Source organism: Mucilaginibacter xinganensis, assembly GCF_002257585.1.
Lineage (GTDB): Bacteria > Bacteroidota > Bacteroidia > Sphingobacteriales > Sphingobacteriaceae > Mucilaginibacter > Mucilaginibacter xinganensis.
In genome coordinates, this window is record NZ_CP022743.1 from 2910727 (window position 1) to 2925113 (window position 14387).

Consider the following 14387-nt stretch of genomic DNA (forward strand, 5'->3'; position numbering starts at 1 on the left):
ATGAAAACGTATATACGGCTTTTTCTATTTCTTTTATCGATATCATTAATTTGTCAGTTGTATTCTTGTTCCGATCAAGGCGAGATTGAAGACTCAAGTGCATCATCCAATGAAATACCTTCCGAATATTTACAATTACTAAAGCTACATGACGGCTGTTGTAATAAACCAAACGACAGTATTGTTTTTATAGAAACCTGGACATGGAAATACAGAAATCCGATTTCTTTTTTTTATGTTTCTAATAGCTATTACCTGCAACTTTACAAAATGGATGCTGTCTTTAATTATTCGTTAAAAAAGGCGGTTAAAGAGAATTTTTCAAATGCGCATTCATGGACATATTCTCCTTATGTTGTTGACAACAGAACAAAAATGGAATTTTTGTATAAAGAGACTAAGCCACTTAAATCGAAAAACGTGTATCTTGATTTGTTTGGTGACAGTACTAAGGTGATTAGAAAAAATGACACCATGGTCTATTATTATTCTAAATGTGTAAATTTTTCTTTAAAACTTGATCCTCAAAAACCTATGGATATATATGGCGAATCTCATAGTGAAAAAACAAGCGAAATACCTTTGGAAATTATGTTATTTAAGAGGAACAACAAACTTTATCTGTTAGTTCTTTCTGCTAAAGATGCGGCAATTAAGATAAAACCAGGCACCCTCTATGATATGCTGTTCAGATGATTTTTTTCGCAATCTGTTGATTTTATATGCCAACTGCCATGCCCTTAGTTTGCTAATTTAAGGCAATATATTCACACGGAAATTCAATGATGTCTGACAATCAGTAACTTATATTGATGTTTTGCTTTTAAAAAACAAAAATCCCTGATAATCAGCGTGTTTCACTTTGTTCCAAGTGTTCCGCCTGCAAAGTGGAACGCTTGCGGCCATTTTTTTGAATCTGTTTGGTCATTACTGAAAGGGGTAGCTTGTATGAAACAGTGGCCACTGTTCTGCTAAGTAAAAAGAAACATTGCCGTGATTAAATGTTGCACCATGATTACACTAACATTTGCTATTTTTGCAAAAAGTTTTTTGAATGGAAGCTGAAAGCAATCTGCTTATATTATTACAGAATCCGCATTTACCTGCCGGGTTAAAACAAATAGCTGAAAAGGTACTTAACGGGGAGCGCATTACCTTTGATGAGGGTGTGTTGCTTTATGAAGAGGGTGAACTGGGTTACCTTGGGGTTTTAGCCAACTACATCCGCGAAAAGCGGCATGGCAACAAAACCTATTTTAACCGCAACTTTCATATCGAGCCAACCAATCTGTGTGTTTACGATTGCAAATTTTGTTCGTACTCGCGGTTACTGAAACAAAAATCAGAAGGGTGGGAGTACACGATGGACGAAATGATGGACATCGTAAAAAAATACGACCATGAGCCGGTTACAGAGGTGCATATTGTTGGCGGCGTGCTGCCCCAATACGATGTTGCTTTTTACAGCGAACTGTTCAGTAAAATAAAGGCGCATCGGCCCGAATTACATGTAAAGGCCTTAACGCCGGTCGAATACCATTACATCTTTAAAAAAGCTAAGATAGACTACGCAACCGGCATGAAACTAATGCTGGATGCCGGGCTTGAATCAATTCCAGGTGGCGGCGCCGAGATCTTTCATCCTGAAATAAGGGAACAAATTGCCAAAGATAAATGTACAGGCGACCAATGGCTGGCTATCCACGAAGAATGGCATAAGCTGGGTGCCCGTTCAAACGCTACCATGCTTTACGGACATATTGAAAAATATTGGCACCGGGTTGACCACATGGAACGCCTGCGTGAACTGCAGGACAGAACGGGGGGGTTCCAGACGTTTATACCGCTAAAATTCCGTAACCAGGATAACCAGATGTCGCACGTACCGGAATCTACCGTGGTTGAGGATCTGCGCAATTACGCTATAGCAAGGATCTACCTGGACAACTTTGACCACATCAAGGCATACTGGGCCATGATCAGCCGCACCACGGCACAGTTATCATTAAATTTTGGTGTGGATGACATTGACGGCACGCTTGATGACACCACTAAAATTTATTCAATGGCCGGTGCGGAAGAGCAACATCCGGGTATGAGCACAAAACAACTGGTTGAATTGATAAAAAATGTGGGCAGGGAACCTATTGAACGTGATACCTTATACAACGTGGTTACCGACTACACAAATTTTGAATTCCCGCAGGAAGCAAAACCTCAGTTTTACAGGCTGCCGGTTATTAATTAGTCATTGGTCATTTTGGGGATAAAATGTAAACGATCATCCAAAAACTAATGGCCAATTACTTGAAAAGCGAAATGAATAAAACATTATATATCGTCCGTCACGGACAAACAGATCTGAACAAGCGGGGTATTATACAGGGCAGGGGCATGAATACCGACCTGAACGATGAAGGCCGCCGCCAGGCTGTATTGTTCTACGATGCTTACAACAACGTCCCTTTCGACAAGATCTATATTTCTGAACTTAAGCGCACACAGCAAAGTGTCCAGCCGTTTATAGACCTGGGCATACCTTACGAAAAGCTGGCCGGGTTGGATGAGCTTGGCTGGGGAATTCACGAAGGGCAGGCTGCAACACCCGAGAACAAAGCCGAATTTTTACAGATCATGCGCGATTGGCTGGATGGGAAACTGGATGAAAAATTTGAAGGCGGCGAGAGCCCCAACGAAGTAAAAGCAAGACAACTGGACGCCCTGAAGGTTATTATGAGCCATCCGGAAGAAGAAACGGTACTTATTTGCATGCACGGCCGCGCCATGCGGTTGTTATTGTGCCTGTTAACCGGAAAGCCGCTGACCGAAATGGACAGCTTTCCACACCAAAACCTGGTTTTATATAAAGTTTATTATGATGGCGATAAATACGAGATCGTTGATTTTAATAACGCCGAACATTTAAAAAATAGCTAGAACAACCTTGAATACTAAAATAAGAATATCCGCAGTTAGTTATACCAATACCAAACCATTTTTATACGGCATTGAACACAGCGAAATCATCAACAAAATTGATCTTAGCCTTGACATGCCATCAGACTGTGCCCAAAAGTTGATTGATAACCAGGTAGATATTGGCCTGATTCCCGTTGCGGCTATTTTGAGCCTGCCTAAATGGGAGATTGTATCTGATTATTGCATTGGAGCAACAGGTGCTGTAAATTCTGTATTCATTTTTAGTAATTGCGAAATAAAGGATATTAAGACATTGCAGCTCGACCCGCAGTCGCGCTCATCAAACAATTTAGCACGGGTGTTATTGAAGAATTACTGGAAGGCAGACTACCAGATGGTTACAGAAGCGCCTGACTATACTACCTCAACCGATCCCAACACAGCATTTGTGCAAATAGGCGACCGTACTTTTGGCAAGAAGGAAAAACACACCTATGTATATGACCTGGCCGAAGAGTGGCAAAAATTCACAGGGTTACCATTTGTGTTTGCTGCCTGGGTTGCTAACAAACCTGTTCCCGCCAATTTTATGCAGGAGTTCAATAAAGCGCTGAAACTGGGCCTTGACAGCCGCGCCGAACTATTAAAAACACTACCGCAAAGAGCAGACTTTGACCTGGAAGATTATTTGATGCATAAGCTTGATTTTGACCTTACTGAAGATAAGAAGAAAGCCTTGCATTTATTTCATGACTATATAAAGGCTTTGTAGTTCTTAGTCAAACATTATCTCCAAATTCACATTAGCTTTATATTAAAATTCTTAATTTACAGCTATGAATTCATCTCCATCATTAAAAGGACAAGCGGCATTAGTTACCGGTGCCGATAGCGGCATTGGCAAAGGTGTGGCATTGGCGCTGGCACATGCAGGCGCAAGTGTGGTTATTAACTTCGCCCACAACCACGATGCCGCCGAAGAAACCGTAAATGAAATTAAAGCCGCTGGAGGCATGGCATTTGCTTACCAGGCCGATGTGAGCCATGAAGAGGAGGTACAGGCCATGTTTGCCGAAATGTTTAAGCAATATGGTACCATTGATATATTAGTGAATAACGCCGGTCTGCAAAAGGATTCAAAGTTTGTGGATATGACGCTCGACCAGTGGAATACGGTAATCAGCATAAACCTTACCGGGCAGTTTTTATGCTCGCGCGAGGCGGCCCGGGAATTCATCCGCAGGGGTGTGGTTGAAGACAGGAGCAGGGCTGCCGGTAAAATTATTTGCATGAGCAGTGTACATGAAGTTATCCCCTGGGCGGGACATGTAAATTATGCCGCCAGTAAAGGCGGAATCAGTATGTTTATGAAAAGCATAGCGCAGGAACTTGCCCCGCATAAAATACGGGTGGTTGGGATAGGGCCGGGTGCTATTCAAACACCTATTAACAAAGCGGCATGGGATACACCTGAAGCGTTGGATAAACTATTGACACTAATACCCTACAACCGCATAGGTAAACCGGAAGACATCGGCAAGCTGGCTGCCTGGCTTGTATCAGACGATGCCGATTATATTACCGGCACAACTATTTTTATGGATGGCGGTATGACCCTGTACCCGGGTTTTGCCGATAATGGCTAAGGATTAGCTTTTTTGTTGTAAAAGTTGAAAGGGCTGCAGAAGTTAGCAGGCAGTTCTTTTTAGCTATTATACCGTTTGCGACAACTATGACCGCTACAACTTCCTCAAAACCATAAATTTCACGTTAATTTTGTGTAAAAAAGCCGTTACCTCTTTAGGAAGGGCTTTTTTTATTGCTTTTTTGATTGACATATTGTAAAAAATACACTAAGTAGTTTACGATAATTTAAATTAATAGTGTTAAAAGGACATTAATTATTAAATATTCATAAAAATTCAATTATAGTTATATAATTAGCAATTTTAAGTTATTTTTGTTGCGGATTTAAAATTTAACATATCATGAAAAAAATATTTTTAACTATCGCAACTGCTGCTTTGTTCAGCGTTAGTGTATTTGCTGCTGATGGCGGTAAAAAAATTGAAGGTGCTACAGTTTCTTATTCTGTACAACAGGCATTTACTGCGGATTTTGCAAATGCAACCAACACAGTATGGACTGTAACTAAAAATTGCCAAAAAGCTGATTTCTTTATCGATGGCGTTAAGAAAACTGCTTTCTACAATTTATCAGGTGATTTTTTAGGTACCACACAAACTACTGTTTATAAAGCTATCCCTGCAAAATCACAAAAAATGATTGCTGATAACTATAAAGGTTATACTGCAAGCGAAGTTATTGTTTACCAGGCTAACGAAGCCTTAAACAACGATATCGAAGCAACATCATATTTTGTTGATTTAAAAAGTGCCAACCACGAAATATTGGTTAGGGTTGCAAACTCAGGAAACGTTGAGTTTTTTAAACAGGTAAAGTAATTCCAAATTAACTATTATTATAAAGCCGCCTGCCATTTGCAGGTGGCTTTTTTGTGTTCTTAAACCCCTGATCCGATTAACTAAGGCTTCAACCTTTTAGCAGGTTATTTCATTGATCCCAATATCTCATTTCAGTCAAAAACCGCCTAAATAGCACAAAAAAAGCATTTTTTTAAAACAACTTGAGGCTATAAACCTTATTAAAGCAGCATGTAACCGGAGTTTGTAATTGGCAACAATTTACTTCAGTTATTTGATACTGCGAATTAGGTTTATGTTCTATGTCAAAAACAATAATAGTTTCAAACAGGTTACCGGTTAAAATTTCAAAAACAGGGGAGGAATATACCCTGTCTCCAAGCGAAGGTGGGCTGGCCACAGGCTTGGGTTCGATTTATAAAAAAGGGGATAATAAATGGATAGGATGGCCCGGAGTTGAAATAACTGACGATGGTGACCGTCAGGCAATAACCGGGCAACTGGCCGATCTTAGCCTGGTGCCTATATTTTTAGAACAGGAAGAAATCAATCAATATTATGAAGGTTTTAGTAACGAGGTGCTGTGGCCCATATTTCATTACTACACATCAACTTACGCGGTTTATCGCCAGTCGAACTGGGATTACTATAATGCCGTAAACCATAAATTTAAAGATGCTGTTTTAGCCATTGCCGAACCAGGCGATGTGATATGGATCCATGATTACCAGCTATTGCTTTTAGCACAGCTGATCAGGAACGAAATGCCCGATGTTTCTATCGGTTTTTTTCTGCACATCCCATTCCCGTCGCATGAAATGTTCAGGCTTATTCCCTGGCGAAAGGAATTATTGCAGGGAATGCTGGGTGCCGATTTAATTGGCTTTCACACTTTTGATGATGTGAGGCACTTTTTAGATGCGTCAACCCGGATCCTGCCTGTATCTTCGTCTGCAAATGTTATCACAACCGGTGACAGATCGGTAGTTGTAGAATCCTTCCCAATGGGTATTGATGAGAAAAAATATTCATCACTACCCCTTGAAAAAGAAGTTATTGAACAGGTTGCTTTAATAAAAGAAACATTTAAAAATACCAAACTGATCCTGTCTGTCGACAGGCTTGATTACAGTAAGGGGATTCTGCAGCGTTTACAGGCTTTTGAACTGTTGCTGCAACTGTATCCTGAATATTGCGAAAAAGTAACTATGCACATGATCGTAGTGCCGTCCCGCGACACAGTGCCGCAGTATGCACACCTGCGTGACGAAATTGATAAACGCGTAGGAAATATCAATGCCATGTACCGAAACATGGAATGGACACCGATTCATTATTACTACCGTTCGTTCCCGGTAGAAACACTGTCTGCATTATACTATGCCGCTGATGTATGTTTGGTTAGCCCCATGCGCGATGGCATGAACCTGGTGAGCAAAGAATATGTTGCCAGCCGTATCAACAACGATGGTGTGCTGATACTAAGCGAAATGGCAGGCGCATCTAAAGAGTTGATTGACGCACTGATTGTAAATCCAAACGACACGCGGGAGGTCTGCAATGCAATTATAACGGCTATCAATATGCCGTTAAGCGAACAGAAAAGGCGGATGAAGCAAATGAGGCAGCTGGTTGCAAAATTTAATATCACGCACTGGGTGAAAATATTTATGGACAGGTTAAAGGAGGTGAAGCAAATGCAGCGTTCTATGCAAACGCGGCATGTAAGCTTATCAACAGAGCAGTCAATAATAAACCGCTACCATAAAACAAAAAAGCGAATCATATTTTTGGATTATGATGGCACGCTGGTTGATTTTAAACCGAACATTAACCAGGCCTCACCAGACAAGCAGCTTTATAGCATTATTGAGAAATTGAGTGAAGACCCGGCTAATATGCTGGTAATAATAAGCGGCCGCAAGCACGAAAACCTGGGTGAATGGTTTGGTGATAAAGATGTTTACCTGATTGCTGAGCATGGTTCATGGTTTAAGCAGCAAAATACTTCATGGCATAAAATTTCAGGGTTATCTGACAGCTGGAAGCATGATATTTATCCAATATTGGAAACTTACGTTGACCGTACCCCGGGGTCATTTATTGAGGAGAAGACCTATTCGCTGGTGTGGCATTACCGCAATACCCAGGGGGGATTAGGGGAGCTCCGCGCCAATGAACTGATAAATAATTTGAAATATTTAGCAAGCGACAAAGGCCTCCAGTTGTTGCCTGGTGATAAGGTACTGGAAGTGAAAAACATAGAAATAAATAAGGGGAGAGCGGCCTTGATGCTGGTTGAGAAATTTGATTATGATTTTGTGATTGCCTTTGGCGATGATTATACAGATGAAGACATTTTTAAAGCCTTACCGGAGTCGGCCGTTACTATAAAAGTGGGTAGTAATGTATCTGCAGCCAAGTTTTACCTTCGTAACCCAACAGAAGTGAGAAATTTCCTGTTAAGTTTAACCGAGCAAATTCCGGTTCAATAAAAATAAAAAGACCAAAGCTAGACAGCTTTGGTCTTTTTATTTGCCGGTAGTTACAGGAATATCGGCCTGTCTAATTTCATAGCAATGCGATAAGCGGCATTCATTAAGCCCACATGGCTGTAAGCCTGGGGGAAATTTCCCCATTGGCTGCCGTCTGTTTCATCAACATCTTCACTAAACAGCAACAGGTGATTTGAATATTTAAGCAGACTTTCAAATTCACGCATCGCATCTTCAATCCTTCCTACGCTGGCAAGTGCCTCCACATACCAAAATGCACAAATCAGGAAGGTAGTTTTTGGTTTGCCAAAATCATCTTTATATAAATACCTGTAAAATAAACCGTTAGAGGCTTTTAGCTCTTTCTCCAATGCAATTAGGTGGTCTTTAGCACGATCTGAGGCAGGGTCAAGATAGTTCATCATGATCAGCTGCAATGTACTTGCGTCAAGGTTTGAGCTGCCGGCGGAGTTGGTATAAACTTTCCTCACCGGGTCATAACAGCTTTCAATATGCTCGGCGGCGCGCGCTTTAACTTTAAGGGCTCTGTCCACAAGATCCTGGTTATCTATTGTTCGCGCCATTTTTTCGGCAGCAGAAGCGCCGGCCCATTGAAAAAGATTACTGTAGCAATGGATGTTGGCCATATTCCTGAATTCCCAGATCCCGGCGTCCTTTTCGTCAATAGTGCGTTCTATCTTGCTTAATAAAAACTCTATCCACCTAACGGAGTCTTTACGCTCAGAAAATACAAAACGGTGATCGGTATAAAGCGGGAGCAGCGAGATCATTACCTGTCCATAAATATCGTTTTGAATATGTTCTGACGCCTGGTTACCTACTCTTACGGGCTGGTTACCCATATATCCGTCAAGACCGGTCATTATTTCTTCAACAAGGTCTTTTCTGCCGGTAATGCCGTACAATGGCTGATAGCGTTCATCTTCATTAAATGATATATCTGTAACATAGCTAAAATACTTTTCCATTTCCTCGAAATGCCCTATGTGGTTAAGCGAGGTAAGCACGTAATATGTGTCGCGAAGCCAGCAATACCGGTAGTCCCAATTACGCCCGCTGCCGGGAGATTCGGGTAAGCTGGTGGTGCTTGCTGCAATAATTGCCCCGGTGTCTTCATATTGGTGAATTTTTAAAGCCAGTGCGGATCGGATGACGAAGGGTTGAAAATAAGTGGCTATTGATGAATGTTTGATCCAGGTGCGCCAATATTGGGTAGTCTCGCGCAAAAAGCGTTCGGCTGTGCTAATCAGCGGGGCCTCGAGCGGTTCACCGTATGTTAGCACCAGGTATTTACTTTCATTAATAACAAAAGGCTGCTCGTCAAACACATAACTTATAGGGATATTTGTAGTAAGCCGGATGTTTTCATCGCCACCTAAAAACTGGATATGGTTGCTGCCCCGGTTAACATCAAGCTTTACTTTGCCATAATCAGAAACAGGCTCGCATTTTACAACTATCTGCGAGGTACCCTCAAGTGCTTCAATTTTACGGATAAGCATTAATGGTTTATAGTAACGCTGATGCTCATAAAACCGTGGTGCGAAATCCGTGATCCGGTAACTAGCGCCCTTTACCGTCGTAATTTCAGTAATAAGCACATTGGTATTCTCAAGGTAATATTGGTGCGATGTATATTCCTCGGTGGGTAAAATAGAAAAAGTTCCCCCGCGCTTTTTATCAAGCAGCCCTCCAAAAATGAAAGTGCTGTCAAAACGGGGCCAGCAAAGCCAATCGATATTTGTATTTTTATTAACGTGTGCAAGGTAAGCGCAGTTACCAATTATTCCGGTGTTATAGGTGTGTCTCTCCATGTTTAACCCTAACAATCGTATGTAAAATAAGTTTAGCAGGATTTGTGATAAGGCATACAACCATATCATCTCATCCAAAATAGTTTAACTTGAGCAGCAGGCGTAGCGGATGATCTAAAAAAACTATAATCCCTATGTTAATAGTAGATTATTTTAAAAACGCTATTGATTAATTGAACAATCAGCTTATCTTAGTACATTATTTTAAAACAGATAAAATAGCATATTATGAGTTTACGATTGGGAGATTTAGCTCCAAACTTCAAGGCAAAAACTTCAAAAGGAGACATTGATTTTTACGAATACCTGGGCGATAGCTGGGGCGTTCTTTTTTCGCATCCAGCAGATTATACGCCGGTATGTACCACTGAACTGGGCAAAACAGCTTCGTTAAAAGGCGAGTTTGATAAACGTAATGTTAAGGTAGTTGCATTAAGCGTTGATTCGGTTGAATCACATACAGGCTGGATAAATGATATCAATGAAACGCAGGGTGTTGAGGTTAATTTCCCGATAATAGGGGATGAGAGCCGCGAAATTTCACTAGCTTACGATATGATCCACCCCAATGCTTCTTTAACGGCAACCGTACGGTCGTTATTTATTATTGCACCGGATAAAACCATAAAACTGATTATTACCTACCCGGCATCAACGGGCAGAAACTTCCAGGAAATTTTGAGGGTAATAGATTCATTACAATTAACAGCAAAATACAGTGTGGCAACGCCTGCCGACTGGAAAGACGGTGAAGACGTTGTTGTAGTGCCTGCAATTAAAACAGAAGACATTCCTGCCAAATTTCCGAAAGGTTTTACACAGGTTAAACCTTATTTAAGGCTGACTCCGCAACCTAATAAATAATTTTATTTGGTTATTAATAATTTATATATTTGAAGGGACGGTTTTTCTATACCCTTCTATTAATAAATACCATTTTATTAAGTTTGGGTCTGGTTTTTAAGTCTTTAACACAATTTTTTAATACACAATTATATTATTTATGAAAACTGGAAAAGTAAAATGGTTTAACACACAAAAAGGTTATGGTTTTATTGTTACTGATGACGGTAAAGATCTTTTTGTTCACTTTAAAGATGTACAGGGCGGCGTAAACGCCATTAAAGATAATGATAGTGTTACATACGAGGTGGAAGAAGGACGAAAAGGATTACAGGCAGTAAATGTAAAGAAAGCATAATTATCAAACTGATGTACCAAAAGCCTCTGCTCCACAGGGGTTTTTTTTGTGCTTAAATTTTTAAGAAATTGTTAATATTTCTGTTACTTTAGCTAAACCAACTGTTGCAATTATGACCGATCTGACTGCTGCCAAAGCAAAAAGAAATATTATTTTTTTAGTACTTGTAGCCTCCCTGGGCTATTTTGTTGATATCTACGACCTTTTAACCTTTTCGATAGTACGGAAAGCCAGTCTTTTAGATATTGGTGTTAGTCCGGCCGAGGTGCTACCTAAAGGTGTTTTCATTATTAATGTACAAATGTTTGGCTTATTATTAGGCGGTATATTGTGGGGAGTTGTTGGCGATAAACTCGGTCGCATCAAAGTGCTGTTTGGCTCTATCCTGCTTTATTCGTTAGCCAACTTTGCAAATGCTTACGTGCACGATGTAAACACCTACGCGATTATACGTTTTATTGCCGGTGTGGGCCTTGCCGGCGAGTTAGGCGCCGGTATTACACTGGTTAGTGAAACGCTGAGCAAAGAGAACAGGGGATACGGTACCATGATAGTTGCTGTTATTGGCCTTTTTGGGGCAGCCGCAGCGGTAATGGTAGCAAAACATGGCTGGCAAAATGCCTATAAAGTAGGCGGAGGCTTAGGCATACTTTTACTACTGTTAAGGATAGGAACCTTTGAATCAGGAATGTTTAAAAATATTGAACAAACCAATATTTCGAAAGGGAATTTCCTGATGCTTTTTACTAACTGGGATAGATTTAAAAAATACATTTACTGTATTTTAATAGGTGCGCCATTGTGGTACGTTGTTGGCGTACTGGTTACGCTTTCTCCGGAGTTCGGTAAAGCTATGGGCGCTAAAGATGTATTAAGCGCAGCAGATGGCGTTTTATACACCTATATTGGTATTGCCGTGGGCGATATTTTTGCAGGCCTCCTGGCGCAGGTTACCAAATCAAGGAAGCTAACGATGGCTGTTTTTCTGTTAATATCAGTGGTAAGTGTTGTGGTTTATTTAAGCTCCAAAGGATTGACAGCAGGGCATTTTGTGTGGATTTGTTTCTTTATGGGATGCTCCGTAGGTTACTGGGCTACATTTGTAACCATTGCTTCCGAGCAATTCGGCACAAACATTCGTTCAACGGTAACTACTACCGTTCCAAACTTTGTAAGAGGCTCTTTAATTCCAATTAACTTAGCTTTTACCGCGTTGGTTACACATTACGGGATGATAACGAGCGGGTATATCATGATGGGGATTCTAACTGTAATTGCCTTGTTTTCATTAAGCCAGTTAAAGGAAACCTTTGGAAAAGATTTGGATTACCTGGAAATTTCTTAGCGACGATTTTTCATGCCTTTCCTTTTCTGATACTAATTATTTCAACCGATATTTTGTATATTTGTAGTACGTTGAAACTAAGTTTTCGACGGCCTTACCATTTTCTTTGGTTGACACCAAAAGCATCTCGCAAATCGACTTAGCAATCGAATAGGTTAATTTTTTGTAATGGATAAATTTGATACAAAGTGATTGCTTTAAAATAATGATTTAAGGCTTTAAACAGTGGGGTTTATCGCCCTGTATTTGCTGCTGGCGGTTTTCATACCAAATGACCTAAATGGTTTTTGCCCGTTTTGTGACGTCTATAGAAAATGACCTAAATGCACTTTGCCCGTTTTTGGCCATTTTGAGACATGACCAAAATGCGTTTTGCCCGTTTCCGGGGTGTTTTAGACACGACCTAAACGCATTTTTTTCATAGCCAGGGTTGATTCTGGTAATTTCAAGGACCAGTTTATCTAATATGTGAGATGTAAATTATTGCGTGTGTCCCAAAAAAATCACCAACTTTACCCCCATGATAAGCAAGGAACAGATAGCGGCTGAATACCAGCTGATACAGGACGAAATTTGTGCAGCGCTTGAACAATGTGATGGCCTGGCGTATTTTGAAGAGGAAAAATGGGAGCGTGACGGCGGGGGCGGCGGGCGTACACGGGTAATTCAAAATGGGAACATATTTGAAAAGGGCGGTGTTAATTTCTCCGCAGTACACGGCCAGCTACCGCATACCATGCAAAAGGCATTAAATATTGACCATGATGACTTTTTTGCAACGGGCGTATCTATCGTTATCCACCCCAATCATCCGATGGTACCTATCATTCACATGAATATCAGGTATTTTGAAATACCATCGTCATTTGCCGATGGGCGCGAGCCTATACGCTGGTTTGGTGGCGGAATTGATCTTACACCGCATTATGTGATTGATGCCGACGCGCAATACTTTCATGCTTATCTAAAATCCGTTTGCGATAAATTCAACCATGATTTTTATCATCGTTTTAAAACATGGGCCGATGATTACTTTTTTATTAAACACCGGAATGAAACGCGCGGGGTTGGAGGGATCTTTTATGATCGGCTAACGGCTAACAGTGAGCTAACCTGGGAAAATATTTTCGAGTTTTCAAAGGGCGTGGGGCGTTCTTTCATCCCGATTTACACAGAGCTGGTTAACAGAAACCGCAATTCAACGTTTAACGAAGCGCAACAGTTTTGGCAATACCAGCGACGCAGCCGCTACACCGAATTTAACCTTGTTTATGACGCCGGAACCAAGTTTGGCCTTGAAACCAATGGCCGAATCGAATCTATTTTAATGAGCTTGCCGCCAACTGCCAAATGGGTTTATAATTACCAGCCTGTACCCGGTAGCGAGGAGGAAAAAACGCTATCGCTATTGAAAAAAGGCATTAACTGGGTTTAACCGAATGTAATGATTGATAATATTTGACCGAAAAATGGGTTTTATACTTTATGAGTAATTTTTTTAGCAAATGGCTACCCGGGTGGCTGATCGTTTTCGGGTTTATTATCACTTCCTTCAGTTATTCAAACCCGTTAAAGGGGAGTTGGGAATATTGCGGTGATGAATTTAACGGGAAGGTTGAGGGCGCTCCAACAGATTATAGTTTACAGCGGATATATTCGTCAAAAAAATACGAGTCGTTTTTATTGGAGAAAGGTGAGAAGCCGCGGAAATATGAAGCGGGGGACTACAGTTTAAGCGCCGATACCTGCATTGAAACACAAACCTTTAGCGAACAGGAATCAAAATTAATAGGAGTGGGGCTTAGGTATATTTACAGCATACGGAATGACACTCTGACACTTTCCGGAACCTTGCCAAATGGCAATAAAATAAAGGAATATTGGAAGAGGCGCGTAAAATCTGATAGATAATTAAATTAAAAAAAAGGCGAACATTTTGCAGTGAAAAAAGCATCAGCGGATGTCTTTTCAGAAGACTCCAGCAATTTTCGAATCTTATTTTTTTGCATTATCTTTCAACTGAATTTCCAAAGTTTTATACCGTCCACATGTATATTTGTTACTAAAATTGACATGGTTAAACCATTAATTTTCTTAACTTCGCGGGTGGTTTAGAAACCTTTTTTTAAACAAACCAAACAGAGAAGA

At 40.6% G+C, this 14387-nt stretch carries 13 protein-coding genes; 12 read left to right on the plus strand and 1 reads right to left on the minus strand.

Features of this window, described 5'->3' with window-relative positions; all coding sequences use genetic code 11:
* From MuYL_RS23240 to MuYL_RS12830, 7 genes are all read left to right on the plus strand, one after another.
* The gene (locus MuYL_RS23240; RefSeq protein ID WP_157740834.1) at window positions 1-696 is read left to right on the plus strand and encodes a hypothetical protein; all 696 of its coding nucleotides are present in this window, start codon (window positions 1-3) and stop codon (window positions 694-696) included.
* A gap of 358 nt (window positions 697-1054) precedes the next feature.
* Window positions 1055-2248, plus strand: coding sequence for an aminofutalosine synthase MqnE (mqnE, locus tag MuYL_RS12805; protein ID WP_094570955.1), 1194 nt, complete (start codon window positions 1055-1057; stop codon window positions 2246-2248).
* A 71-nt stretch (window positions 2249-2319) separates the two neighbouring features.
* A complete protein-coding gene (locus MuYL_RS12810) occupies window positions 2320-2937 on the plus strand; it encodes a histidine phosphatase family protein (RefSeq protein ID WP_094572931.1) in 618 nt (205 codons plus the stop codon).
* A 7-nt stretch (window positions 2938-2944) separates the two neighbouring features.
* Window positions 2945-3691, plus strand: coding sequence for a menaquinone biosynthetic enzyme MqnA/MqnD family protein (locus tag MuYL_RS12815; RefSeq protein WP_094570956.1), 747 nt, complete (start codon window positions 2945-2947; stop codon window positions 3689-3691).
* Between the two features lie 64 nt (window positions 3692-3755).
* The gene (locus MuYL_RS12820) at window positions 3756-4565 is read left to right on the plus strand and encodes an SDR family oxidoreductase (protein WP_094570957.1); all 810 of its coding nucleotides are present in this window, start codon (window positions 3756-3758) and stop codon (window positions 4563-4565) included.
* Window positions 4566-4907: 342 nt separating this feature from the next.
* On the plus strand, window positions 4908-5384 hold the full coding sequence (locus MuYL_RS12825; RefSeq protein ID WP_094570958.1) for a YajG family lipoprotein: 477 nt from the start codon (window positions 4908-4910) through the stop codon (window positions 5382-5384).
* A 281-nt stretch (window positions 5385-5665) separates the two neighbouring features.
* Window positions 5666-7858: a bifunctional alpha,alpha-trehalose-phosphate synthase (UDP-forming)/trehalose-phosphatase gene (locus MuYL_RS12830; protein WP_094570959.1), complete on the plus strand. Its 2193-nt coding sequence runs from the start codon at window positions 5666-5668 to the stop codon at window positions 7856-7858.
* A gap of 50 nt (window positions 7859-7908) precedes the next feature.
* On the opposite strand, the gene MuYL_RS12835 is transcribed toward MuYL_RS12830, so the two are convergent.
* Complete coding sequence (locus MuYL_RS12835) at window positions 7909-9693, minus strand: glycoside hydrolase family 15 protein (protein WP_094570960.1); 1785 nt, start codon at window positions 9691-9693, stop codon at window positions 7909-7911.
* A 228-nt stretch (window positions 9694-9921) separates the two neighbouring features.
* On the opposite strand from MuYL_RS12835, the gene MuYL_RS12840 reads away from it, so the two are divergent.
* The 5 genes from MuYL_RS12840 to MuYL_RS12860 all read left to right on the plus strand — a co-directional run bounded on the left by MuYL_RS12840 (window position 9922) and on the right by MuYL_RS12860 (window position 14150).
* Window positions 9922-10557 (plus strand): peroxiredoxin, encoded by a 636-nt coding sequence (locus MuYL_RS12840; protein WP_094570961.1) that lies wholly within the window; start codon window positions 9922-9924, stop codon window positions 10555-10557.
* Window positions 10558-10696: 139 nt separating this feature from the next.
* On the plus strand, window positions 10697-10894 hold the full coding sequence (locus MuYL_RS12845; protein WP_091142652.1) for a cold-shock protein: 198 nt from the start codon (window positions 10697-10699) through the stop codon (window positions 10892-10894).
* Between the two features lie 112 nt (window positions 10895-11006).
* Entirely contained in the window at window positions 11007-12239 is a 1233-nt protein-coding gene (locus tag MuYL_RS12850) for an MFS transporter (RefSeq protein ID WP_094570962.1), read from the plus strand.
* A gap of 520 nt (window positions 12240-12759) precedes the next feature.
* Window positions 12760-13674: an oxygen-dependent coproporphyrinogen oxidase gene (hemF, locus tag MuYL_RS12855; RefSeq protein WP_094570963.1), complete on the plus strand. Its 915-nt coding sequence runs from the start codon at window positions 12760-12762 to the stop codon at window positions 13672-13674.
* Between the two features lie 50 nt (window positions 13675-13724).
* Window positions 13725-14150: a hypothetical protein gene (locus tag MuYL_RS12860; RefSeq protein ID WP_094570964.1), complete on the plus strand. Its 426-nt coding sequence runs from the start codon at window positions 13725-13727 to the stop codon at window positions 14148-14150.
* Window positions 14151-14387 lie beyond the last annotated feature (237 nt).

Coding starts and splice junctions, on each gene's coding strand:
- MuYL_RS23240 (WP_157740834.1), top strand. CDS start 1: ATGAAAACGTATATACGGCTTTTTCTATTTCTTTTATCGATATCATTA.
- mqnE (WP_094570955.1), top strand. CDS start 1,055: ATGGAAGCTGAAAGCAATCTGCTTATATTATTACAGAATCCGCATTTA.
- MuYL_RS12810 (WP_094572931.1), top strand. CDS start 2,320: ATGAATAAAACATTATATATCGTCCGTCACGGACAAACAGATCTGAAC.
- MuYL_RS12820 (WP_094570957.1), top strand. CDS start 3,756: ATGAATTCATCTCCATCATTAAAAGGACAAGCGGCATTAGTTACCGGT.
- MuYL_RS12825 (WP_094570958.1), top strand. CDS start 4,908: ATGAAAAAAATATTTTTAACTATCGCAACTGCTGCTTTGTTCAGCGTT.
- MuYL_RS12830 (WP_094570959.1), top strand. CDS start 5,666: ATGTCAAAAACAATAATAGTTTCAAACAGGTTACCGGTTAAAATTTCA.
- MuYL_RS12835 (WP_094570960.1), bottom strand. CDS start 9,693: ATGGAGAGACACACCTATAACACCGGAATAATTGGTAACTGCGCTTAC.
- MuYL_RS12840 (WP_094570961.1), top strand. CDS start 9,922: ATGAGTTTACGATTGGGAGATTTAGCTCCAAACTTCAAGGCAAAAACT.
- MuYL_RS12845 (WP_091142652.1), top strand. CDS start 10,697: ATGAAAACTGGAAAAGTAAAATGGTTTAACACACAAAAAGGTTATGGT.
- MuYL_RS12850 (WP_094570962.1), top strand. CDS start 11,007: ATGACCGATCTGACTGCTGCCAAAGCAAAAAGAAATATTATTTTTTTA.
- hemF (WP_094570963.1), top strand. CDS start 12,760: ATGATAAGCAAGGAACAGATAGCGGCTGAATACCAGCTGATACAGGAC.
- MuYL_RS12860 (WP_094570964.1), top strand. CDS start 13,725: ATGAGTAATTTTTTTAGCAAATGGCTACCCGGGTGGCTGATCGTTTTC.